This is a genomic window from Pseudomonas sp. CLCA07, from assembly GCF_053615335.1.
The window spans coordinates 2,194,504-2,217,158 of record NZ_CM132131.1 but is presented as its reverse complement, the minus strand read 5'-3'; the positions used below and the strand labels follow the sequence as shown (position 1 = coordinate 2,217,158).

The 22,655-nt window shown below is 59.3% G+C and carries 16 protein-coding genes; 7 read left to right on the top strand and 9 right to left on the bottom strand.

Features of this window, described 5'->3' with window-relative positions:
- Positions 1–47: 47 nt before the first annotated feature.
- A complete protein-coding gene (locus ACWGZX_RS10195; protein WP_452628221.1) occupies positions 48–416 on the bottom strand; it encodes a PilZ domain-containing protein in 369 nt (122 codons plus the stop codon).
- A gap of 160 nt (positions 417–576) precedes the next feature.
- Between ACWGZX_RS10195 and ACWGZX_RS10190 the strand changes: the two genes are divergently transcribed.
- From ACWGZX_RS10190 to yjiA, 3 genes are all read left to right on the top strand, one after another.
- Positions 577–2,646, top strand: a complete 2,070-nt coding sequence (locus ACWGZX_RS10190) for a carbon starvation CstA family protein (protein ID WP_452628220.1) — start codon at positions 577–579, stop codon at positions 2,644–2,646.
- A 15-nt stretch (positions 2,647–2,661) separates the two neighbouring features.
- A complete protein-coding gene (locus ACWGZX_RS10185) occupies positions 2,662–2,859 on the top strand; it encodes a YbdD/YjiX family protein (RefSeq protein WP_003228401.1) in 198 nt (65 codons plus the stop codon).
- A 122-nt stretch (positions 2,860–2,981) separates the two neighbouring features.
- Entirely contained in the window at positions 2,982–3,953 is a 972-nt protein-coding gene (gene yjiA, locus ACWGZX_RS10180; RefSeq protein ID WP_452628219.1) for a GTPase, read from the top strand.
- A 118-nt stretch (positions 3,954–4,071) separates the two neighbouring features.
- Here the strand turns inward: yjiA and ACWGZX_RS10175 are convergent, their stop codons facing one another.
- The 5 genes from ACWGZX_RS10175 to ACWGZX_RS10155 form a co-directional block, all read right to left on the bottom strand.
- Positions 4,072–4,761, bottom strand: coding sequence for a GntR family transcriptional regulator (locus ACWGZX_RS10175; RefSeq protein WP_452628218.1), 690 nt, complete (start codon positions 4,759–4,761; stop codon positions 4,072–4,074).
- Positions 4,762–4,785: 24 nt separating this feature from the next.
- Positions 4,786–5,490 carry a FadR/GntR family transcriptional regulator gene (locus tag ACWGZX_RS10170; protein WP_452628217.1) on the bottom strand — a complete coding sequence of 235 codons (705 nt, stop codon included), beginning with the start codon at positions 5,488–5,490 and terminating at the stop codon, positions 4,786–4,788.
- Between the two features lie 57 nt (positions 5,491–5,547).
- Complete coding sequence (locus tag ACWGZX_RS10165; RefSeq protein WP_222588533.1) at positions 5,548–6,861, bottom strand: C4-dicarboxylate transporter DctA; 1,314 nt, start codon at positions 6,859–6,861, stop codon at positions 5,548–5,550.
- 361 nt (positions 6,862–7,222) lie between these two features.
- Positions 7,223–8,476 (bottom strand): serine hydroxymethyltransferase, encoded by a 1,254-nt coding sequence (gene glyA / locus ACWGZX_RS10160; protein WP_452628216.1) that lies wholly within the window; start codon positions 8,474–8,476, stop codon positions 7,223–7,225.
- 274 nt (positions 8,477–8,750) lie between these two features.
- A complete protein-coding gene (locus ACWGZX_RS10155) occupies positions 8,751–12,599 on the bottom strand; it encodes a sensor domain-containing protein (RefSeq protein ID WP_452628215.1) in 3,849 nt (1,282 codons plus the stop codon).
- A 285-nt stretch (positions 12,600–12,884) separates the two neighbouring features.
- Here ACWGZX_RS10155 and ettA point away from each other — a divergent pair, with 285 nt between their 5' ends.
- A complete protein-coding gene (gene ettA / locus ACWGZX_RS10150; protein WP_223520471.1) occupies positions 12,885–14,549 on the top strand; it encodes an energy-dependent translational throttle protein EttA in 1,665 nt (554 codons plus the stop codon).
- Positions 14,550–14,862: 313 nt separating this feature from the next.
- Positions 14,863–16,200, top strand: a complete 1,338-nt coding sequence (gene gdhA, locus ACWGZX_RS10145) for an NADP-specific glutamate dehydrogenase (RefSeq protein ID WP_452628214.1) — start codon at positions 14,863–14,865, stop codon at positions 16,198–16,200.
- Here gdhA and ACWGZX_RS10140 read toward each other — a convergent pair.
- From ACWGZX_RS10140 to ACWGZX_RS10130, 3 genes are all read right to left on the bottom strand, one after another.
- Positions 16,197–16,691 carry a GreA/GreB family elongation factor gene (locus ACWGZX_RS10140; RefSeq protein ID WP_452628213.1) on the bottom strand — a complete coding sequence of 165 codons (495 nt, stop codon included), beginning with the start codon at positions 16,689–16,691 and terminating at the stop codon, positions 16,197–16,199. The genes gdhA and ACWGZX_RS10140 overlap by 4 nt on opposite strands.
- Before the next feature lie 144 nt (positions 16,692–16,835).
- Positions 16,836–18,689 (bottom strand): Lnb N-terminal periplasmic domain-containing protein, encoded by a 1,854-nt coding sequence (locus ACWGZX_RS10135; RefSeq protein WP_452628212.1) that lies wholly within the window; start codon positions 18,687–18,689, stop codon positions 16,836–16,838.
- Between the two features lie 92 nt (positions 18,690–18,781).
- Entirely contained in the window at positions 18,782–19,270 is a 489-nt protein-coding gene (locus tag ACWGZX_RS10130; RefSeq protein WP_452628211.1) for a DUF3015 domain-containing protein, read from the bottom strand.
- A 279-nt stretch (positions 19,271–19,549) separates the two neighbouring features.
- Between ACWGZX_RS10130 and ACWGZX_RS10125 the strand changes: the two genes are divergently transcribed.
- Complete coding sequence (locus tag ACWGZX_RS10125; RefSeq protein ID WP_452628210.1) at positions 19,550–21,988, top strand: Lon protease family protein; 2,439 nt, start codon at positions 19,550–19,552, stop codon at positions 21,986–21,988.
- Between the two features lie 322 nt (positions 21,989–22,310).
- Positions 22,311–22,652, top strand: coding sequence for a PA4575 family protein (locus ACWGZX_RS10120; protein WP_223515467.1), 342 nt, complete (start codon positions 22,311–22,313; stop codon positions 22,650–22,652).
- The last annotated feature ends 3 nt before the right edge of the window (positions 22,653–22,655 follow it).

The following is a 22,655-nucleotide window of genomic DNA, read 5'->3' as shown; positions in this document are numbered from 1 at the left end:
CGTCATCGCGGGCAAGCCCGGCTCCCACAGTGGAATAGCGTATGGCTTCAAACTTCGATCAAGGCGCCCAGCTCGCGTTCCAGTTCCTCTGGGTCGCCAAGGTTGAGTTCGATCAACCGCCGCAGGCGTTCAATCGATTCCAGGCTGATGTGTTTGCAGACGAAGCCGAGTTGGCCATGATCATCGTGGGTCAGTTGCACATCCATCTTGATGGCAACGTCATCGGTAAGATGAATATCGACGAGGAAATGCCACTCTGGGTTACCCAGCCACGGCTCGGGCTTCTCGATCAGCAGCCCCTTGAGCGACAGGTCGATCAACTTCACCGGCCAGATGTATTCCCCCTGACTCAGCTCGGTCCTGGCATCGAACGCGATACGTTTGAAGCGGCGGCGATCGGCTGCGTGTTCGCTCATGGCGCAATCCTCGAATAGGTACGCTGACTATAGTCCCGCATTGTCAAGACCTGCCAGCGCAGGCAGGCGTCTAGACCAATATCAGGGTATGGCCTTTGCCGTCAGGAGAGCTAAACTCGGGGTGGCTGTCTTTCTTGTCCACTCTGGCTGGAATCATAAAATGAAAAATAATAATAATAGCCCGCTACGCCACTTACCCTGGCTTCTGCTGGCAATCGTCGGTGCGTGCGCCCTGGGTGTAGTGGCATTGCGCCGTGGTGAGGCGATCAACGCCTTGTGGATTGTGGTTGCTGCGGTGGCCATTTATCTGGTTGCGTATCGCTACTACAGTCTGTTCATCGCTAACAATGTGATGCAACTCGACCCGCGACGGGCCACCCCCGCCGTACTCAATAATGACGGTCTGGACTACGTTCCGACCAACAAACACATTCTTTTCGGCCACCACTTCGCGGCCATCGCTGGCGCTGGTCCTCTGGTCGGTCCGGTATTGGCGGCGCAGATGGGTTACCTGCCGGGTACTCTGTGGATAATCGCGGGCGTGGTGCTGGCCGGTTCTGTTCAGGACTTCATGGTGTTGTTCATGTCGACCCGCCGTAATGGCCGGTCTCTGGGTGACATGGTCCGTGAAGAAATGGGCCGCATCCCCGGCACCATTGCGCTGTTTGGCTGCTTCCTGATCATGGTCATCATCCTCGCGGTGCTGGCACTGATCGTGGTCAAGGCCCTGGCCGAGAGCCCATGGGGCATTTTCACGGTGATGGCGACCATCCCGATTGCGATGTTCATGGGCATTTATATGCGCTACATCCGCCCGGGCCGCATTGGTGAAATCTCCGTGGTCGGCGTGCTGTTGCTGCTGGGTTCCATCTGGCTCGGTGGGCAGATTGCTGCTGACCCGGTCTGGGCCAAGGCGTTCAGCTTCACCGGGATTGAGATCACCTGGATGTTGATTGGCTACGGTTTTGTTGCGGCAGTGTTGCCGGTGTGGCTGATTCTGGCCCCGCGCGACTACCTGTCGACCTTCCTGAAAATCGGCACCATCGTCGCTTTGGCCATCGGTATTGTGGTGACCATGCCCGAGCTGAAAATGCCGGCGCTGACCCAGTTCATCGACGGCACCGGGCCGGTGTGGAAGGGCGGTCTGTTTCCGTTCCTGTTCATCACCATTGCTTGTGGTGCGGTTTCGGGTTTCCACGCACTGATCTCCTCCGGTACCACGCCGAAGCTGCTGGATAACGAAACCAACGCCCGTTACATCGGTTACGGCGGCATGCTAATGGAATCGTTCGTCGCCATCATGGCCATCGTTGCCGCCTCGGTGATCGAACCGGGTGTGTACTTTGCGATGAACAGCCCCCCAGCTGTGGTCGGCGGCGATGTAGTGGCGGTGGCGCAAGCGGTCAGCAGCTGGGGTTTTGCCATTACCCCGGAAGCCCTGCAAGCGGTGGCCCATGATATTGGCGAAACCACCATCCTGGCCCGTGCCGGTGGTGCGCCGACCCTGGCAGTGGGTATCGCGCAGATCCTGCACAGCGTCCTGCCGGGTGAAAACACCATGGCATTCTGGTACCACTTCGCGATCCTGTTCGAAGCACTGTTCATCCTGACCGCTGTCGACGCTGGCACCCGTGCCGGTCGTTTCATGCTCCAGGATTTGCTCGGCTCCTTCGTCCCGGCGCTGAAACGCACCGAATCCTGGACCGCCAACCTGATCGCCACCGCCGGTTGTGTAGCGATGTGGGGTTACTTGCTCTACCAGGGCGTGATCGACCCATTGGGCGGCATCAACACCTTGTGGCCGCTGTTCGGCATCTCCAACCAGATGCTCGCCGGTATCGCGCTGATGCTCGGCACCGTTGTGCTGATCAAAATGAAACGCCAACGCTATATCTGGGTGACGTTGGTGCCCGCGGCCTGGCTGCTGATCTGCACCACCACTGCAGGCTTCATCAAGCTGTTCGACGCCAACCCGGCGATCGGCTTCCTGTCGCTGGCCAAGAAATACAGCGATGCTCTGGCCAATGGTCAGATCCTCGCTCCGGCCAAGGACATCACGCAGATGCAGCACGTGATCTTCAATGCCTACACCAACGCAACGCTGACGGCGCTGTTCTTGTTCGTGGTCTTCAGTATCCTGTTCTACGCACTCAAGGTCGGCATTGCCTCTTGGGGTAAAAAAGAGCGTACGGATAAAGAATCGCCATTCCAGGCCCTGCCGGACGCGTAATCGAGGATTGCAAACATGTTCAATGACCTGAGTCGCCTCGGTAAATACCTCGGTCAGGCCGCGCGCCTGATGGTCGGCATGCCCGACTACGACACCTACGTCGAGCATATGCAAACCAAACACCCGGACAAACCGGTGATGAGCTACGAGATGTTCTTCCGCGAACGCCAGGAAGCTCGTTACGGTGGCAAGGGGGGGCCGAAGTGCTGTTGATGCACGTAGGCTAAGCAATACACCACTGTAGGAGCCCGGCTTGCCGGCGAAAGCGATCTTTCGGACGCCTTCGCCGGCAAGCCGGGCTCCTACAGTTTTTTAGCGCATGGGAGATTTTCGTTTTGCTCACTCCAATTCCGGTCACGATCCTCAGCGGCTTCCTCGGCGCGGGAAAAACCACGTTGTTGCGCCACCTGCTCAAAGCCGAGCACGGGCTGAAAATCGCCGTGATCGAAAACGAATTCAGTGATGCCGGTATCGATACCCAACTCTTGGGTGACGAGCCGGTACAAGTCATGACGCTGTCCAACGGCTGTGTCTGCTGCACCATCCACACCGATCTGACCAAAGCGCTCTACCTGTTGCTCGAACGCCTGGACAGCGGCGACATCGCCTTCGACCGTCTGGTGATCGAATGCACCGGCCTGGCCGATCCGGCTCCGGTGGCGCAAACCTTCTTCATTGACGAAGAACTGCGCGAGCGCTACATCCTCGACGGCATCATCACCCTGGTGGACGCGGCGCACGCCGAGACTCACCTGACCCAAACCATCGCCCAGGCGCAAATCGGTTTCGCCGACCGCTTGCTGGTGAGCAAACGCGATCTGGTGGACGAGCCGACGTTCACCGCATTGAGTGAGCGCCTGACCCGCATCAATCGACGCGCACCGATCCGCGTGGTGGATCATGGCAAGATCGATTTGGCCGAATTGCTCGACGTGCGCGGTTTTAACCTGAATGCCGACCTCGGCGGCGGCGTGAGTTTGCGCCCGGTGAGCAAAGCGCCTTCCATTGACCGCATTTCCAGTCTGGTGCTGCGCACCGACAAGCCGCTGGATATCGACAAACTCAGTGAGTTCATGAACGAACTGCTGGAAGACCATGGCAAGCAGTTGCTGCGTTACAAAGGGGTGTTGAACATCCTGGGTGAGCCGCGACGGATGGTGTTTCAAGGTGTCCTGAAATTGTACGGATTCGACTGGGACACGGAATGGGCAGAGGGCGAGGCGCGGGAAAGTGTGATCGTATTTATTGCCGATGATTTGCCGGAAGAGAAGATTCGTGAGGGGTTTGCGCGGGTGGCGGCTGAGTAAGGACTGGCATGTTCAGTGGGCCTTATGCCGTCATCGCGAGCAGGCTCGCTCCCACAGGGGGAATGCAATCCCCTGTGGGAGCGACGGTGCGACGATTCGACTTGCTCGCGATGGCGATTTACCCGGCAACACGATTCTGGCTGATCGTTGGTCCTGAGCTCAGCAACATCTCTTCCAAATGATCCAGATGCTGACTCAGTAAAGTGACCGCCATCACCTCATCCCGATGCTCCACCGCCGCCAAAATCCCCTGATGCACCTGCCAATCGCAATAATTCGCTACCCGTCCATCAAGCTGCGCAATCGCCAGCGATGTCATTGGCACCAGGCTGTCCAGAAAATGCGTCAATGGAGCATTCCCAGCCATTTTCGCAATCTGTAAATGAAACTCCCCCGACAACCGAATCGCCGAACCACGCGCGGCGCATTGGCGCTCGCTATCAATCAACGCTCCCAGGCTTTTCAAATCTTGCGCCCGCGAATGCTGACAGGCCAACTGCACCAACGTGATCTCGGTCAGCCGCCTGGCATGCAATGTTTGCCGGATCTGTTCGACATCGAGCGCAGCAACACGAGGCCGATGATTCGCCCGAAGTACGACAATCTGTTGATGAGCCAATTGCGCCAGCACCCCCCGAATATCACTGCGTCGAACGCCAAACATCTGCGCCAGACTTTCTTCGGTAAAGCGACTGCCCGCATCAATGCGCTGTTCGAGAATCGCATCGAAAACCCGTGAGTACAGATCTTCCTCCCGCTTGGGGAAGGGCAGGGCAACAAGAGTCTGCGGTGAAGCGAAGCTGTTCATGGCCTGTCTCCGGTTCCAAAGGTTTCAACTGCCGAGGTTGTCGTCCGGGATGTTCAATTCGATGCCCATTCGCTGCCCTTCGCGAAGAATGTGTCGGCGCATTTCGGCGCTGGCCTGGGCGCTGTTCTTGCTGCGGATCGCGCGCACCACGGCTTCGTTTTCTTCAAGACGTTCGGCCAAGTGTTCCGGCGAGTTACGCAACACTTCAGCGCTTTGCTTGAGTGCGTTGCTGGTCTGCTGCACCACGCTCTGGAAAATCGGGTTCGACGTCAGCGTGAACAATTCTTCGTGGAAGGCGATGTAGGCGTTGACCCCGGCGTCGGCGTCGTTGGCTTCCAGCGCTTCGCGCATATCCATCAGGGTCAGGCGCAGTTGCCCGACTTCCTTGCTACTGATCGACTGCGCCACCAGGCCGACGATGAACGGCTCAAGGGTGTAGCGCAGTTGCAGCACGTCTTCCAGGCTCGCGCCAGCCACTGCGCTGTCGTGGCTTTGGCTGTCACTGAGGTGGGCGTCCAGCACCACCACGCCTTTGCCCGGCATTGAACGCACAAGGCCCAGGGTTTCCAGCACGATCACCGCTTCACGCAGGCTCGGACGGCTGATGCCCAGTTGTTCGGCCAGTTCACGCTGTCCCGGCAACATCTCGCCGGAGCGCCACTGACCGCGGGCCAGTGCGGCCCGAAGTTTTTCTACGACTGAATTGACGACCGTTGAAGTGGTAATCACGGGTTGCTCCATGGATAAAGGCAGGGGAACCCGCCGTCTGGCAGGCTCCCACTTGATTCAAAATTCCTGCTGATGCGCCGGCGCGACCGGTTTTCTCGGCTGGAAGGTATAACCCACCTGACCAGAAAGCACCTTGTTCGCGCGCTGGATATCGATGTCCTTCTCCCAGCGGGCGATGGCCACGGTGGCGACGCAGTTGCCGATCAGGTTGGTCAGCGCGCGGCCGATGCCCATGAACCAGTCCACCGCGAGCACCAACACCAGACCGACCACAGGAATCGCCGGGATCGCGGTCAATGTTGCCGCCAGGATCACCAGCGCCGAGCCGGGAATCCCGTGGGCACCTTTGGAGGTGATCAGCGACACCAGCAAGATGGTCAGCAGGTCAGTCATGGCCAGCGGCGTGCCGGTGGCGTTGGCAATGAACACGATGGCCAAGGTCAGGTAGATCGAGAAACCGTCAAGGTTGAACGAGTAACCGGTGGGAATCACCAGCCCGACCGTCGAGCTGCCGATGCCCAGATGCTCAAGCTTGCGCATGATTTGCGGCAACACGGCGTCGGACGAAGCGGTGCCCATGACGATTAGCAGTTCTTCGCGCAGGTACTTGAGCAGCGGCCACATCCGCAGACCGGACAGACGCATCACCAGACCCAGAATCAGCGACACAAACGCCACGCAAGTCAGGTAAAACAGGCCGACCAGGCTGCCCAAATGCTGCAGCGAATCCAGGCCATATTTGCTGGTGGTGAAAGCGATGGCGCCGAACACACCAATCGGTGCCAGGCGCACGATCATGCCCATGATGCGGAAGATCACGTGGCTCAGTTCATTGATCAGCCGGGAAATACCCGATGCTGCTTCGCCCACCAGGTTCAACGCGCTGCCGAACAGCACCGAGAACAGCAGCACCTGCAGAATGTTGTTGTCAGCGAAGGCGCCAATCACCGACGTCGGGATCAGGTCCATCAGGAATTGCGTGGTGGTGTGCATGTGCTGGCCGCGCTGGGCGATGTCACCCATGTCGGCGGCGGAGAGCTGATCCAGATGAATGTTCGCGCCGCTGCCGATGCCGGTGCTGAAGGCGAACACCAAGCCGATCACCAGGGCGATGGTGGTCAGGATCTCGAAGTAGATCACCGATTTCAGGCCGATGCGGCCGACTTTCTTCAGGTCGCCGGCACCGCTGATGCCGCTGACCACCACGCAGAATACGATCAGGCCGATGAGCATCTTGATCAGTTTGATGAAACCGTCACCGAGCGGTTTGAGCTGGGCCGAGTATTCAGGAAGGGTCAGCCCGCAGACGATGCCGAGCACCAGTCCGAGAACCACTTGAAGGAAGATTGAACGCGAGCACCATCTGAGCATGGGAGGAATCCTGGTCGGTGTCCTGGCGGCCTTGCGCTTAAGCGCATCAGATACAGGACTTAATTATTGTGGTCTTACCGGTATGTCCAGTGCAGGCGCAGTGTACGCTGGGTTTTTTCAGGATTACAAGAGCGGATACAAAAATTGGCATGACCGGTCTGACCGGTTGTGCCGACCCCCTGTAGGAGCTGGCATGTCGGATCGCCGCACCGCAGCGAAGGCGTCTTCATGGGCGCTGCAAGGCTCAAGGCCGTCTTCGCTGGCAAGCCAGCTCCTACAGGGGGAGCGCGATAAATCGCAGACGAAAAAAAACCGGCCATTCACTGGCCGGTTTTTTCATTGCTGCGGTTTAGCGGGCTGATCAGGCGCCGTACACCGGCAGCTTCTTGCAGATAGCCTTGACCTTCTCACGAACGGCGTCGATCACCGTTTCGTTGTTCAGGTCTGCCAGGATGTCGCAGATCCAGCCGGCCAGCTCCATGCACTCTGCTTCCTTGAAGCCGCGAGTGGTCACAGCCGGTGTACCGAAGCGCAGGCCGGAGGTGACGAACGGGGAGCGAGGGTCGTTTGGCACGGAGTTCTTGTTCACGGTGATGAACGCTTTGCCCAGAGCGGCGTCGGCGTCTTTACCGGAGATTTCCTGCTTGATCAGCGACAGCAGGAACAGGTGGTTCTCGGTACCGCCGGAGACCACGTCGAAACCGCGCTCGATGAACACACCGGCCATGGCCTTGGCGTTTTTCACCACTTGTTGCTGGTAGGTCTTGAACTCAGGCTGCAGCGCTTCCTTGAAGCAGATCGCTTTGGCGGCGATCACGTGCTCCAGTGGACCACCCTGGGCGCCCGGGAATACCGCGGAGTTCAGCTTCTTCTCGATGTCGGCGTTGGCGCGAGCCAGGATCAGGCCGCCACGTGGACCGCGCAGGGTCTTGTGCGTGGTGGTGGTCACGACGTCAGCGAATGGCACCGGGTTCGGGTAGACGCCAGCGGCGATCAGACCGGCCACGTGGGCCATGTCGACGAACAGGTAAGCGCCCACTTTGTCGGCGATTTCGCGGAAACGCGGGAAGTCGAGGATCTGCGAGTAGGCAGAGAAACCGGCCACGATCATTTTCGGCTTGTGCTCAACCGCCAGACGCTCGACTTCGTCGTAGTCGATCAGGCCGTTGGCGTCGATGCCGTACTGGATGGCGTTGTACAGCTTGCCGGAGGACGAAACGCTGGCACCGTGGGTCAGGTGACCACCGTGGGCCAGGCTCATGCCCAGGATGGTGTCGCCAGCCGACAGCAGGGCCAGGTAAACGGCGCTGTTGGCTTGCGAACCGGCGTGTGGCTGAACGTTGGCGTAATCGGCGCCGAACAGTTCTTTGGCACGGTCGATGGCCAGCTGCTCAACGACGTCAACGAACTCGCAACCACCGTAGTAGCGCTTGCCCGGGTAGCCTTCGGCGTACTTGTTGGTCAGTACCGAGCCTTGAGCTTCCATCACCGCTGGGCTGGTGTAGTTTTCTGAAGCGATCAGCTCGATGTGTTCTTCCTGGCGCTGAGCTTCTTGCTCCATGGCGGCAAAAAGGTCGGCGTCGTACTTGGCAATAGTCAAATCACGGCTGAACATGGCGGTCCTCAAGGATCGGGGCAGAAAAGGGGGGCATTCTAACCCAATGGGTTTTAGATGGCATATGAAAGGACATCATGTCGCAGACAAGTGGGCTTCATGACGGGATCAGCGGTGATCATGCCGGCCTGTGGCGAGGGGGCTTGCCCCCGTTCGGCTGCGAAGCAGTCGCAATGTGCGCGAACGCGGTTTGTCTGAAGAGTTGCAATTGCAGGTTTAGGGGCCGCTTCGCGACCCAACGGGGGCAAGCCCCCTCGCCACAAGGGCCGCTCAATCAGTCGAACATGAACAGCGCATCATTGCTGAACTGCGCTTCAAACTGGCTGGGTGGCATCGGTCGGCCGAACAGATAACCCTGAACCTCATCGCAACCATGCTCACGCAGGAAGTCCAGTTGCTCGTGGGTTTCCACGCCCTCGGCGATCACCGCCAGGTTCAGGCTGTGCGCCATGGCGATGATCGCCCGGGCAATTTGCGCATCCTGTTCACCGGACGGCAGGCCATCGACAAACGTACGGTCGATTTTCAGCACGTCGATCGGGAATTGCTTGAGGTAGTTGAGCGATGAATAACCAGTGCCGAAGTCATCGACCGCGATGCTCAGGCCGAGGTTTTTCAACCCGGCGAGAATCTGCATCGCCTCGCTGACTTCGCGCATCAGGATACTTTCGGTCAGCTCCAGCTCCAGGCACGCCGGCGGCAGGCCGGTTTCCTTGAGGATGGTGGCGATTCGCGTGCCCAACTGGCCGTCCGAGAACTGCCGCGCCGAAATGTTCACCGAAACCTTCGGCACGCGGACCTTCGTCTGGTGCCAGGTCTTGAGCTGACGGCACGCTTCGCTGATCACCCAGTCACCGACATCCACCACAAGGCCGAGCTCTTCGAGCACCGGAATGAAGTCCCCCGGCGGCACCAGCCCGCGTCGTGGATGACGCCAGCGCAGCAAGGCTTCGGCACCGGTCAATCGTTTGCCATCGCCGCTGAACTGCGGTTGGTAATACAGCACGAATTCGTTCTGTTCGAGGGCATGGCGAAGGTCGCTTTCCAGCTCCAGCCGCTCCAGGGCGCTGGCGTTCATGTCCGCCTGATAAAACTGGAAGTTGTTTTTGCCGCGTTCCTTGGCGTGGTACATCGCCGTGTCGGCGTTCTTCATCAGCTGGCTGAGTTCGTTGCCGTCCTGCGGGCTCAGGGCGATCCCGATACTGGCCGTGACGAAAAACTCGCGGCCTTCCAGCACAAAGGGTTTCACCAGGCTGGCGAGAATCTGTTCGGCCACATGAATCGCCCGGTTCAGCGCGACTTCACGATTGACCTTGGGTTGCAGCAACAAGGTGAATTCATCCCCGCCCATACGCGCCACGGTGTCGTCATCATCGACGCAGCCGAGCAGGCGCGTGGCCATTTCCTTGAGCATGCGGTCGCCGGCGGCGTGACCGAGGGAGTCGTTGATCGGCTTGAAACGGTCCAGGTCGAGGAACATCAACACCACCCAGGACTTCTGCCGTTCCGCCGATTGCAGCGCGGTGTGCAGGCGATCCTGAAACAGCGTGCGGTTGGGCAGATGGGTCAGGGCGTCGTAGTAGGCGAGGCGGTGAATCCGCTGTTCACTGGCTTTGCGTTCACTGATGTCGCTGAAGAAGCACACGTAACTGGCCAGATCACCTTCATCGTCAAGCACGGCCGTGATGCCGACCCAGGCCGGGTAGTGTTCGCCGTTGCGTCGTCTGAGCCAGACTTCGCCTTCCCAGGTGCTGTGCTGATGAAGTTGCTTGAGCACGTAGCGCAGATGCGATTCCTGATGCTCGTCGACGGTCAGCATGTTCGGCAACTGGTCGAGCACTTGCTCCACGGCATACCCGCTGACGCGACTGAACGCTTCGTTGGCCTGAACGATGTAACCGGCCGGGTCGGTGATCAGAATGGCCGAGGTCGAGTGTTCAAACACCGTGGCTGCCATGCGCAGGTCTTTCTCGGCCCGGCGCTGCTGGCTGATGTCGCGACCGACACCGAGCACGCCTTCGAATGCGCCGTGTTCGTCCCAGACCAGCACCACCCGCAGCTCGATGGGAATCTTGCGCCCGTCGGCCCGCAGGCAATCGAACAGAAACAATTGGGTCTGCACCTGGCTGCGCAACAGCGCCAGTTGCTCGGGTTTATCCAGCGCTTTGCCAACCCGGTCCATCAGGCCGAAGATGCCGGTCAGTTGTTGCGGGTTGGCGATGATCGATTGCCAGCCGTTCTGGAAAATCCACTCCGCGTCGTAACCGAGCACTGCCTGCACCGAAGGGCTGACGTAGTTGAGCGACAGCTTGCTGTTCGTAGAGAAAATCACGTCGCTGATGCTTTCGGCGAGCATCCGGTAACGCTGCTCGCTATCGCGCAACGACTCACTGGCTTCGATCTGATCGGTGATGTCCTTGGCCACACCAATAATGCGCGTGACCTGATTGTGCTTGTCCCGTGCCAAGGCTTGTTCGCGAATCTCGAACCGCCGCCATTGGCCATCACGGTGGCGGAAGCGCAGTTGGCACTGCATCAATTGGCTGTAACCACCCTGGCGCTGGATCTGGCGTGAGCGGTGGTAAAAATCGGCGTCTTCGGGGTGCAGCAGGATCTCCCAGAAATACTCACCCATTTGATGCAGTTCGGTGCGGTCGTAACCCAGGGTGTGCCCCAGGTGGTGGTTGCTGAAAATCATCCGCTGGCTGATCACGTCCTGCACATACAGGTGATCCGGCACGGTGCGCACCACATCGGACCAGAAGCTTTCACGTTCCAGCAGCGACAGCTCGATCAGTTTGCGGCTGGTGATGTCGGTGATGCTAAGGATCACGGCTTTATAGTCATCCTGATCGACCGGCAGGTGCAGGACCAGCCACAAATGCTGATCGCGGTCATGGGCGTCCTGCAGTTTGATTTCCAGCTCAAGCTGCTTCTGCTGGTTGAACACCGCTTCGAGCACTTGATTGCCGATGGCGGTGCCGTCCAGCGGGTTGCCGTCGATCAGCAGGTTCCAGGCTTGATCGCAAGATTTGACGTTGAGCAGTTGCAGGGCAACCTGGTTGACCTCGGTGATGTGCAATTGCTGAAGTAGTTGCCGACGTTGTTCCGGGGAATCAAGCCAGGTTTGCAATTGTTCGCGGCTGTGCAGCTGAGCCTTGTCGAAAAAGCTCTTGAGCCCGGCCACGTCGAGTACGCAGAGGGCAACGCCGGTGCCTTCGAAAATGTCCTGATAACGTCGACGGCCCTCATTCAGTTGGCGTTGACGCCGGCGCATGTTCAGCAGCGCAATGAATGGCAGTAGAGAAAGCGCCAGGCCCAGCAGGCATTTGCCAATGAACGCCGGCAGCAGGTCTTCGAGCACGCGATGCCGATCAAACAACCCACGCAGTTGCCAGTCGCTGTTGCTCAAGGGAACGGTCAGCACGCTGCTGGCCAGTTCATCCGGCGTCAGCACGGTTGGCTTGCTTGAGGGTAATGCATCATCGCGGCTGATGATCTGGCGATTGAGCCGGTTTTCCACCAGCCACAGCGGGCGGATACCGGCTTCGTCTTGTTTGATCAGGCCTGAGAAAAAGGTCGGCGTCAGGCGCAGGGCCCAATAGCCTCGGGTGCTACCGCTGGCTTGATGCAACAGAAGATGCACCACCGAACCGTCATCGGCGTTGCTGAAGTAGTGCGCCTGGGCTTGACTGCGCCGCACCAGTTCTCTCAGGTAATCGGCGTCCTGGTTGTCATCGGCGCTGTCGCTGAGGATTTTTCCGGAAGGGCTGAGCAACACCAGGCTGCGCAGCTCGGGCAATGACCGTTGCAGCTTGCGCAGCAGCGCCTGCTGTTCGTCGGCGCTTTGCGGTTGTTCGACGATCGGTAGCAGGTTGAGGGCGATCTGGGCGTTGAGCGCCATGTTCAGGCTGACTTGCGCGGCCAGATCGGCGGTGTAATCGATGGTGTATTGGCGTTGGCTTTTCTGGGTTTCGCGAAGCTGATCCAGCAACTGCCAGAACAACAGGGCGAGCAGCAACAGGACGAGGGTGGCCAGTGTGCCCTTCAAGGTTCCGCGCAGGGGTGAGCCGGTCGCAGGACTGGGGGCGCTCACGGAAACGGGCGGAGTGGCATTAGACAAACTGAAATCCTGCGGTTTGGCTGGGCTGGCGCGACGTGCACTATAAGTCGCACGCCCGAAGGGCGGCTAGCATGCCTTGAGTTGTGGCGAAGTGCCAGTCCCGCTCGGCTGGACTGCCTTCCGTCAATCAGGTAGCTTTGCCGGTTACGCGGGAGCGTTCCAGCTCCTAAACTCAGACTTTTTCAGCGCGCACGCATTGATCCACATCAATCGGACGACGCGCACGGTCTGGTCGGGCTTCGCCTGCGCTCCAATCATTCATCTGTCACTGACCCAAGGTTCTCCATGGCTCAATACGTCTTCACCATGCATCGGCTGGGCAAAGTTGTTCCGCCGAAGCGGGAAATTCTGAAAAACATTTCTCTGTCGTTCTTCCCTGGCGCCAAGATCGGTGTACTCGGCCTCAACGGTTCGGGTAAGTCCACGCTGCTGAAAATCATGGCCGGCGTCGACACCGAGTTCGAGGGCGAGGCCCGCCCGATGCCAGAGCTGAACATCGGCTACCTGCCTCAGGAACCGATCCTGGATCCGACCAAGACCGTGCGTGAAGTGGTCGAGGAAGCGGTCAGCGTGATCAAGAACGCCCAGGCACGCCTGGACGAGGTTTACGCGGCTTACGCTGAAGAAGATGCCGACTTCGACAAACTGGCGGCAGAACAGGCCAAGCTCGAAGCCATCCTGCAAGCCAGCGACGGTCACAACCTTGACCGCCAACTGGAAGTCGCCGCTGATGCACTGCGCCTGCCGGCGTGGGACGCCAAGGTCGAATTCCTCTCCGGTGGTGAAAAGCGTCGTGTGGCCCTGTGCCGCCTGCTGCTGTCCGCGCCCGACATGCTGTTGCTCGACGAACCGACCAACCACCTGGACGCCGATTCCGTCGCCTGGCTGGAGCACTTCCTGCACGATTTCCCGGGCACCGTGGTTGCGATCACGCACGACCGGTACTTCCTGGACAACGTTGCCGGCTGGATTCTGGAACTCGACCGCGGCGCGGGCATTCCGTACGAGGGCAACTATTCGGGTTGGCTCGAAGCCAAGTCCGATCGTCTGGCGGCCGAATCCAAGCAGCAGTCGGCTCACGAAAAGGCCATGAAGGAAGAACTGGAGTGGGTGCGCAAAGGCGCGAAGGCCCGTCAGTCGAAATCCAAGGCTCGTCTGCAACGCTTCGAAGAAATGCAATCGCAGGAATTCCAGAAGCGCAGCGAAACCAACGAGATCTACATCCCGGCCGGTCCGCGCCTGGGCGACAAGGTCATCGAATTCAAGAACGTCACCAAGGGCTACGGCGATCGCGTGTTGATCGACAACCTGTCGTTCTCCATGCCTAAAGGCGCCATCGTTGGCGTGATCGGCGGTAACGGTGCCGGTAAATCGACCCTGTTCCGCATGTTGATGGGCAAGGAAACGCCGGACTCGGGCAGCATCGAAGTCGGGGAAACCGTGCAGTTGGCGTGTGTCGATCAGAGCCGCGAAGACCTGGACGGCAGCAAGACCGTGTTCCAGCAAATCTCCGAAGGTTCGGATCAGATCCGCATTGGCAACTACGAGATCCCGTCGCGTACCTACGTCGGTCGCTTCAACTTCAAGGGCGGCGATCAGCAGAAGTTCGTCAAGGACCTGTCCGGTGGTGAGCGCGGTCGCTTGCACCTGGCCCTGACCCTGAAAGAGGGCGGCAACGTCCTGCTGCTCGACGAACCGTCCAACGACCTCGACGTTGAAACCCTGCGTTCCCTGGAAGAAGCACTGCTGGACTTCCCGGGCGCCGCCATTGTGATCTCTCACGATCGGTGGTTCCTTGACCGCGTCGCGACGCACATCCTGGCGTACGAAGACGACTCGCAAGCGGTGTTCTTCGAAGGTAACTACAGCGAATACGAAGCCGATCGCCGCAAGCGTCTCGGCGAAGCGGCTACTCAGCCGCATCGTGTACGGCACAAAAAACTGGCCTGATCGGGGCTGGTTGCATGAAAAGCGGAGCCTTCGGGCTCCGTTTTTTTTGGGTTTCAGTTGCACCGTGGATTTGCGTCGATCACATAACCCTGTAGGAGCGAGCTTGCTCGCGAAGTGGTGTCACTAATGGTGCAAAACTCGAAGGGTTAATCCCTATTTCGGTGCGAAAATAGCCTGAAATTCGAATTAATTTATACGCAGCGCACCATTTAAATTCATAAATGCGACATTTGGCGCTGTCATTGTGCGCAATCTGTTTGCTAGAGTCCGGCGCAATCTCTTCCAACGACAACAAATTTGCCGAGACTTTTCCATGATCGAAACCGTCGAATCCTTCCTTGCCCGTCTGAAAAAACGCGACCCTGACCAACCGGAATTCCACCAGGCCGTGGAAGAAGTCCTGCGCAGCCTGTGGCCGTTTCTCGAAGCCAATCCGCACTATTTGACCTCCGGCATTCTGGAGCGGATTTGCGAACCTGAGCGCGCGGTCGTTTTTCGGGTTTCCTGGGTCGACGATCAAGGCAAAGTGCAGGTCAATCGCGGTTTCCGTATCCAGATGAACAGCGCGATCGGTCCCTACAAGGGCGGGCTGCGTTTCCATCCTTCGGTGAACCTCGGCGTATTGAAATTCCTCGCCTTCGAACAGACGTTCAAAAACTCGCTGACGTCGCTGCCGATGGGCGGTGGCAAGGGTGGCTCGGACTTCGACCCCAAGGGCAAGAGCGACGCTGAAGTCATGCGTTTCTGCCAGGCCTTCATGAGCGAGTTGTACCGTCACATCGGCGCGGACGTTGACGTGCCGGCCGGTGATATTGGCGTCGGTGCCCGCGAAATCGGTTTCCTGTTCGGTCAATACAAGCGCCTGAGCAACCAGTTCACCAGCGTGCTGACCGGCAAGGGCCCCAGCTATGGCGGCAGCCTGATTCGTCCGCAAGCCACTGGTTTTGGTTGCGTCTACTTCGCCGAGGAAATGCTCAAGCGCAGCGGTGAGACCGTCGAAGGCAAACGCGTGGCGATCTCGGGTTCCGGTAACGTCGCGCAATATGCGGCGCGCAAGGTCATGGACCTTGGGGGCGTAGTGGTTTCGCTGTCCGACTCCGAAGGCACGCTCTACTGCGAAAGCGGTTTGACCGAAGAGCAATGGTTGGCAGTGCTGGAGCTGAAAAATGTCCAGCGCGGACGCATCAGTGAATTGGCCGGCCGTTTTGGTCTGGAGTTCCTGGCGGGCCAGCACCCGTGGGCGCTGAGCTGCGACATCGCGCTGCCATGCGCGACACAAAACGAACTGGACGCCGAGGCGGCTCGTACGTTGCTACGCAACGGCTGTATCTGTGTGGCGGAAGGGGCAAACATGCCGACCACCCTGGAGGCCGTGGACCTGTTTATCGAGGCGGGGATTCTGTTCGCGCCGGGCAAGGCTTCCAACGCGGGCGGTGTGGCGGTGAGCGGGCTGGAGATGTCGCAGAATGCCATGCGCCTGCTGTGGACCGGTGGTGAAGTTGACAACAAGCTCCACGCAATCATGCAGTCGATCCACCATGCTTGCGTGCATTACGGTGAAGAGAACGGCCGGGTCAACTATGTCAAAGGCGCGAACATCGCCGGCTTCGTTAAAGTCGCCGACGCCATGCTCGCCCAAGGCGTGGTTTAAGCCGGTTCGATGCGGGTGATCTCGATCAGTAGATCACCCGCCGGACGTTGCCACAGCACCTCGTCGCCGAGTTGCGCCCCGAGCAATGCCCGGCCCAACGGTGAACCCCAATTGATCAGGCCCGCCGCCGCGTCGGCCTGGTCTTCACCCACCAATTGCACGGTTTGCCGGGTGTCGTGTTCGTCAGCGAACGTCACACGGCTGCCGATCTGGACTTTTTCAGTCGAGCTGGCGGCGGTCACTACCTGAGCGCTGTGCAGGCGCTGGTTGTAATAGCGCAAATCGCGCTCAAGGTCCGCTTGGCGCTGCTTGTCTGCTTGTTCCCCTTTGGCCGATTGCTCGCTGTGCAGGTGTTGCAGTTCGGACACTTTCGCCTGCAATTGGGCCAGGCCCGTGGGCGTGACGTAATTGGGCTGCGCGCTGACCTGCCGTTCGACCGGCTGATCGGCTTGCGCGGCGGCGTTATCTTCGTTGACGAATGCCCGGCTCATGCTCTTCTCCCGTTATAGGGTTTTGGCCATTTTGGCAGGTATGTAGGAGCACAGCTTGCTGGCGATGGCATCACCCGGTCTATCTGAATAACCGCATTGATGCCATCGCCAGCAAGCTGGGCTCCTACAGGTAAAGCGGGGTGGTTAGTAGTGATACCACTTCACCTCAAGCATCACTTCATTCTCCGGGGGCGCGAGGTGGCTGAATTCGCGCTGGGCGCTCAGGCGCAGGCCCAGGTTGCGTGACAGCTCCCACTGCTGATTCAGGCTGATGCTACGGCGCACTTCACCATTGGTGAAGAAATCGCCTTTGGTCTCCAGACTGAAATTGCCCAGCGGGTTTTTCCACAGCACGCCGGTATTGAAACCCGCCGCCGGGGCGATGAACCCGGCGAAGTCGTTATTGTGTTCAATGCGCGCGGTACCCAAGGCAAAACCGAGCATGTCGTCGCCCAGTTGCCAGGTACCGCCGCCTCCGCCATTGATGTGGCTGACCAGGGTTTCGTCGTCATGTTTGCCCGGCACGCGTTCCAGGCCGCCAGTCACCTGCCATGACAGCGGTTGCAGCAGCTCGCTGCGGGGGGTGAAGGAGCGAATCGTCGCCAGATCAAGCTGCTGAAACTGCCAGTGATTGCCTTCGTACTGGCGCAGTTTCATTTGCAGGATTTCAATTTGTGCGCCGAGCGGGAAGCTCTCGGCGTTGTCGTTGAGATCGTGATAGGCCATGCGCAGGCCGTATTCGCCGAACGCCTTGTCACCTCGGGTGCCAACGCCGGCCTGCCAGGTGCGGGATTCATGACCGTCCTCGGGCAGGCCGGGTTGCGAGATGTCCAGTTCCGGCGCCGGGTTCTGGTTGATCGCCCGCAGCAATTCAAAACTGCGCTGAGCCTGCGCGGGGTCGCGTTCCTGGCCGTTGGCACGGTAGCGCTCCAGACGATAGGCCGCGTCGATGATCAGCGCCTGGCGATCCTTGGGTTGCGCCTTGAAAGCGGGTTCTTGCAACTGTTTCTGGTCAGCGCTGACTTTCAACACCCATTGCAGTTCATCAGGATTCAGCGGTTCGGCACGACTTAACAACTCACGCTCGCGGGACGGGCGATATTGAATCGATTCCACCAAACCGGCGGCTTTCACGGCTTTGACGGTGTCGGTAGGAATCGCGGTCAGCGGGAATTGCTCAGTCAGCCGCAGACTGGGCCGCGCCACTTGCAGCAATTCAAGCAAGCGATAGGAGCAGTTTTCGTCGAAGAAGAAATAGTCGAACCGGACCTGCTTCAGTTCCCAAACGTGCTCGACCATGCGTTCGGTTTCTGGTGGGGTCAGGTTCAGCCGGTACTCCCACAAGTCACGGTTCTCGAGGCTGCGGTATTCCGAGAGTTTTTCCTGATAGGGCACGAGCGAAAAAAGCCCCGGATAGCCACCCATCAAGCCTTTCCAGGCGAAGAGGATGCTGTTGTCCGAACCTTCGATGAAGGCGCCGAAGTTGATTGCGTAACTGAGCAGGGCCGTGTGGTCGCTTTGCACATCCGCCTGGTCGATGCGCAGCAACGTGTGGCCGAACATCGATGACGGACTGTTCAAGTAAGCCGCCGGGAAAATCATCACCGCACTGTGCGGCGAGACGTCCTTGAACCATTGCTTGAACTCAGTGCAGGCAAGCGTCGGCAGACCGGTCAGGTTGAGCTGCGACTTCAGCCAGCGGGTACGGGCCGGATAGACGCATTGAGCGTGTTGTTCGCCAGCACTGGCCGGGGCGTACAACGCTTGCACGGTGGCGGCCAGTTCACGGTCGGGGTGTTCGTTGCCGTCGGGCGCCAGGAAGAACGCCTTGTCGCTGATATAGCTGCGCCAGCCGCCGAGCTTGGCGGTTTCGTAGTGTCCCAGGGAAATCCAGAAGGGGTCATTGGCCAATTGCTGCAAACGTTGAGGGTCGATGTGCGGCGCAGCAGACAGCGGGGCGCAGACACAGAGCGCCAGCCAGGCAAGGCGTTTGAGCATAGTGGGCAACTTAAGTCGAAAAAAACAAAGACCCAAAGAGGGGCGGGCCTAAAAAATAAATCCGCTCCTCGAAAGGAGCGGGCGGGTCGAGCTTAAGCTTGAGTGGCGTACTTGGCCAGACGCGGATCGTTCTTCAGAACGGCCAGGGTGTTGGTGTGCACGTCTTCAGCGGTCACATCCGCCTTGCTGAAGATTTGCTGGAAATGCTCGTGAGTCACGGCGGCGAAATGCGCACGGTCTTCCGGCGCCACGCCCAGGACCACGGCGTAAGTGGTCAGCGCTTCGCCCTGACCTTTAGCCATGTCTTCGGACAACTCGTTCATCATGCCATTCATGGCAAACCAGGATTTGCCGCCGTAGGTCAGCGACGAATTCGTTGCGCAGCCGTTGGTGCCGGAGGTCATACCGAAGGTTGCGTTGCCGGATGTGCCGTTGGTGATGGAGGCCATGATGTGAGACGGGGTGCCACGCTGCCCTTCGAACAGCATGTTGCCCCAACCGCAATCCGGGCCGCCGGGGGCTTGCGCCATGGCGTTGAGGGATACAACGGTGAAGAGAGTACCGAGAAGAATCCGTTTCATAGCTAAGTTCTCTTTGTGTGCATACCGATGGACAAGGGAGACTGGTGCCACTGTAGCGCCAGTTAGGCCGGTTATTGGTCCAGCCGCGCAGTTTGGAGTTTAGGCACGATCCCGGGGTTCCGTGATTTTTTGCAAAACACCCGCTGAAATCATTGATTTAGCCCCGGCCCGCCAGGGGATGGCAGTTTGTCTATGCTTTGGCTGGAGGCGCGCCTTGCAAGTGAGGTATGGGCAGCGCCAGAATGCCGCTATCTGCCCCGCCTGATGTAAGGAAGCCCGATGCCTGATCCTGTTGCTGCCAGCTTGCGTCTAGCGCCTGAAGCGCTGACCCGTCCGTTTTCCGCTGAACAGTTCAGCTTCTCTACCACCAATGATCTGGAGCCCTTCCGCGGTGTGCTTGGCCAGGAACGTGCGGTCGAAGCCTTGCAGTTCGGTGTGGCCATGCCACGCCCCGGTTACAACGTCTTTGTCATGGGTGAGCCTGGCACCGGCCGGTTCTCCTTCGTCAAACGTTACCTGAAAGCCGAAGGCAAGCGCCTGCAGACTCCGGCGGACTGGGTCTATGTCAATAATTTCGATGAACCGCGCGAGCCTCGCGCCCTGGAATTGCCGTCAGGCACCGCGGGCGCTTTCATCGGCGACATCAATGGCTTGATCGACAACTTGCTGGCGACCTTTCCGGCGGTGTTTGAACACCCGTCCTACCAGCAGAAGAAAAGCGCCATCGACCGCGCCTTCAACCAACGCTACGACAAGGCGCTGGACGTCATCGAGCGTCTGGCCCTGGAAAAAGAAGTCGCCCTGTACCGCGACGCCAGCAACATCGCCTTTACCCCGATGAGCGAAGGCAAAGCGCTGGATGAAGCGGAATTCGCCCAGTTGCCGGAAGCCGATCGCGAACGTTTTCACGAAGACATTTCCGGTCTGGAAGAGCGTCTGAACGAAGAGCTCGCCAGCCTGCCGCAATGGAAGCGTGAGTCGAGCAATCAACTGCGCCACCTCAACGAAGAAACCATCACGCTGGCGTTGCAGCCGTTGCTGTCGCCGTTGTCGGAGAAGTACGCCGAGAACGCGGCCGTGTGCGGTTACCTGCAAGCGATGCAGGTTTATCTGCTGAAAACGGTGGTCGAGCAACTGGTGGACGACAGCAAGACCGACGCCATTGCCCGCAAGCTGCTGGAAGAGCAATACGCACCGAGCCTGGTGGTCGGGCATTCGGCCAGCGGCGGTGCGCCGGTGGTGTTCGAGCCGCACCCGACTTACGAAAACCTGTTTGGCCGCATTGAATACAGCACCGATCAGGGCGCGCTGTACACGACCTATCGGCAACTGCGACCGGGTGCCTTGCACCGGGCCAACGGCGGTTTTCTGATCCTTGAAGCGGAAAAAATGCTCAGCGAGCCGTTCGTCTGGGATGCGCTCAAGCGCGCCCTGCAATCGCGCAAGCTGAAAATGGAATCGCCATTGGGTGAACTGGGCCGTCTGGCCACCGTGACCCTGACGCCGCAACACATTCCGTTGGCGGTCAAAGTCGTCATCATCGGTGCCCGTCAGCTGTATTACACGCTGCAAGACCTCGATCCGGACTTCCAGGAGATGTTCCGCGTCCTGGTGGACTTTGACGAAGACATCCCGATGGTCGACGAGAGCCTGGAGCAGTTCGCCCAGTTGCTCAAAACCCGCACCTCCGAAGAGGGCATGGCCCCGTTGACGGCGGATGCCGTGGCGCGTCTGGCCACCTACAGCGCGCGTCTGGCCGAGCACCAAGGGCGTTTGTCAGCGCGAATCGGTGATCTGTTCCAGCTGGTCAGCGAGGCGGATTTCATTCGTCATCTGGCCGGCGACGAGATGACCGACGCCGGGCACATCGAGCGTGCGCTCAAGGCCAAGGCGACCCGCACCGGACGCGTCTCGGCGCGGATTCTCGACGACATGCTGGCCGGGATTATCCTGATCGATACCGATGGCGCGGCCGTCGGCAAGTGCAACGGGCTGACGGTGCTGGAAGTCGGCGACTCGGCCTTCGGTGTGCCGGCTCGTATTTCCGCCACGGTGTATCCGGGCGGCAGTGGCATTGTCGACATCGAGCGTGAGGTCAACCTCGGGCAGCCGATTCACTCAAAAGGCGTGATGATCCTCACGGGGTACTTGGGCAGTCGTTACGCCCAGGAATTCCCGCTGGCCATTTCCGCGAGCATCGCCCTGGAGCAGTCCTACGGTTATGTCGATGGCGACAGTGCGTCGCTGGGCGAGGCTTGTACGCTGATTTCGGCCTTGTCGAAAACACCGCTCAAGCAGTGCTTTGCGATCACCGGTTCGATCAACCAGTTCGGCGAAGTGCAGGCGGTAGGCGGGGTCAACGAGAAGATCGAAGGCTTCTTCCGGCTCTGCGAAGCGCGCGGGCTGACCGGTCAGCAAGGGGCGATCATTCCGCAAGCGAACGTTGCCACGTTGATGCTCGACGAGAAGGTCTTGGCGGCGGTGCGCGCGGGGCAGTTCCATGTTTACGCGGTGCGTCAGGCGGACGAGGCCTTGAGCCTGTTGGTCGGCGAGCCTGCCGGTGCGCCGGATGAGAATGGCGAGTTTCCGGAAGGCAGCGTCAATGCGCGGGTGGTGGAGCGACTGCGCGTGATCGCGGAAATGATCAGCGAAGAAGACCTCAAGGAAGCCGAGAAAGAAATGGCGCAGGAGGCGTTGGCAGAAACAAAACCTGCCTGATGCGGTTTTGAGCTGAGCTCACACACCTCCTGTGGGAGCCGAGCTTGCTCGCGATGAGGCACTGACATTCAACATCTTTGTTGGTTGAAAGTCCGCTATCGCGAGCAAGCTCGGCTCCCACAGTTTTTTGTGGTGTATGTCGGAAAGTGCCATCACTCTGACGTCAAGCTTCACACAATGACCATTCGGCGCCTTCTGGTCTCGCCTGACGTACGGTGCGGACTTTTCTTCTATTCTCTGCTCAAGGATATCGACAGTAATCACTGGATCGAGACAGTTCCTATGTGGGGGCTGAATACCAGATCTACCGAGGGTCGCCGCTATGTCGCGCAACCTCTGCCTCACCCGTCAATGCCTGGGCCTTGTAACCCGTATCGAGTGTGCCATCCGCCCTCTGGCGGGAGATACGGGCATGTGGACCTTGCTCTTCGCCGCCGGGATGGCCGGCGAGCAGCCCTCGGCCATCAAGGCGCAAGGCCCGTTTCATGGTCCTATCGTGGCTGAATCAATCCTCGACACCATCGTTGAAAGCCTGACCTTGCACGGCTACGAACTGGCCGACGATCCACAAATCTGGTGCCTGCACCTGCAAGCCCAACTGCGGGAAATCAACGGTGGCCGTTGCCGCAATCTCGGTGGCTTCGAGTACCGGCCCGATCACTGAACG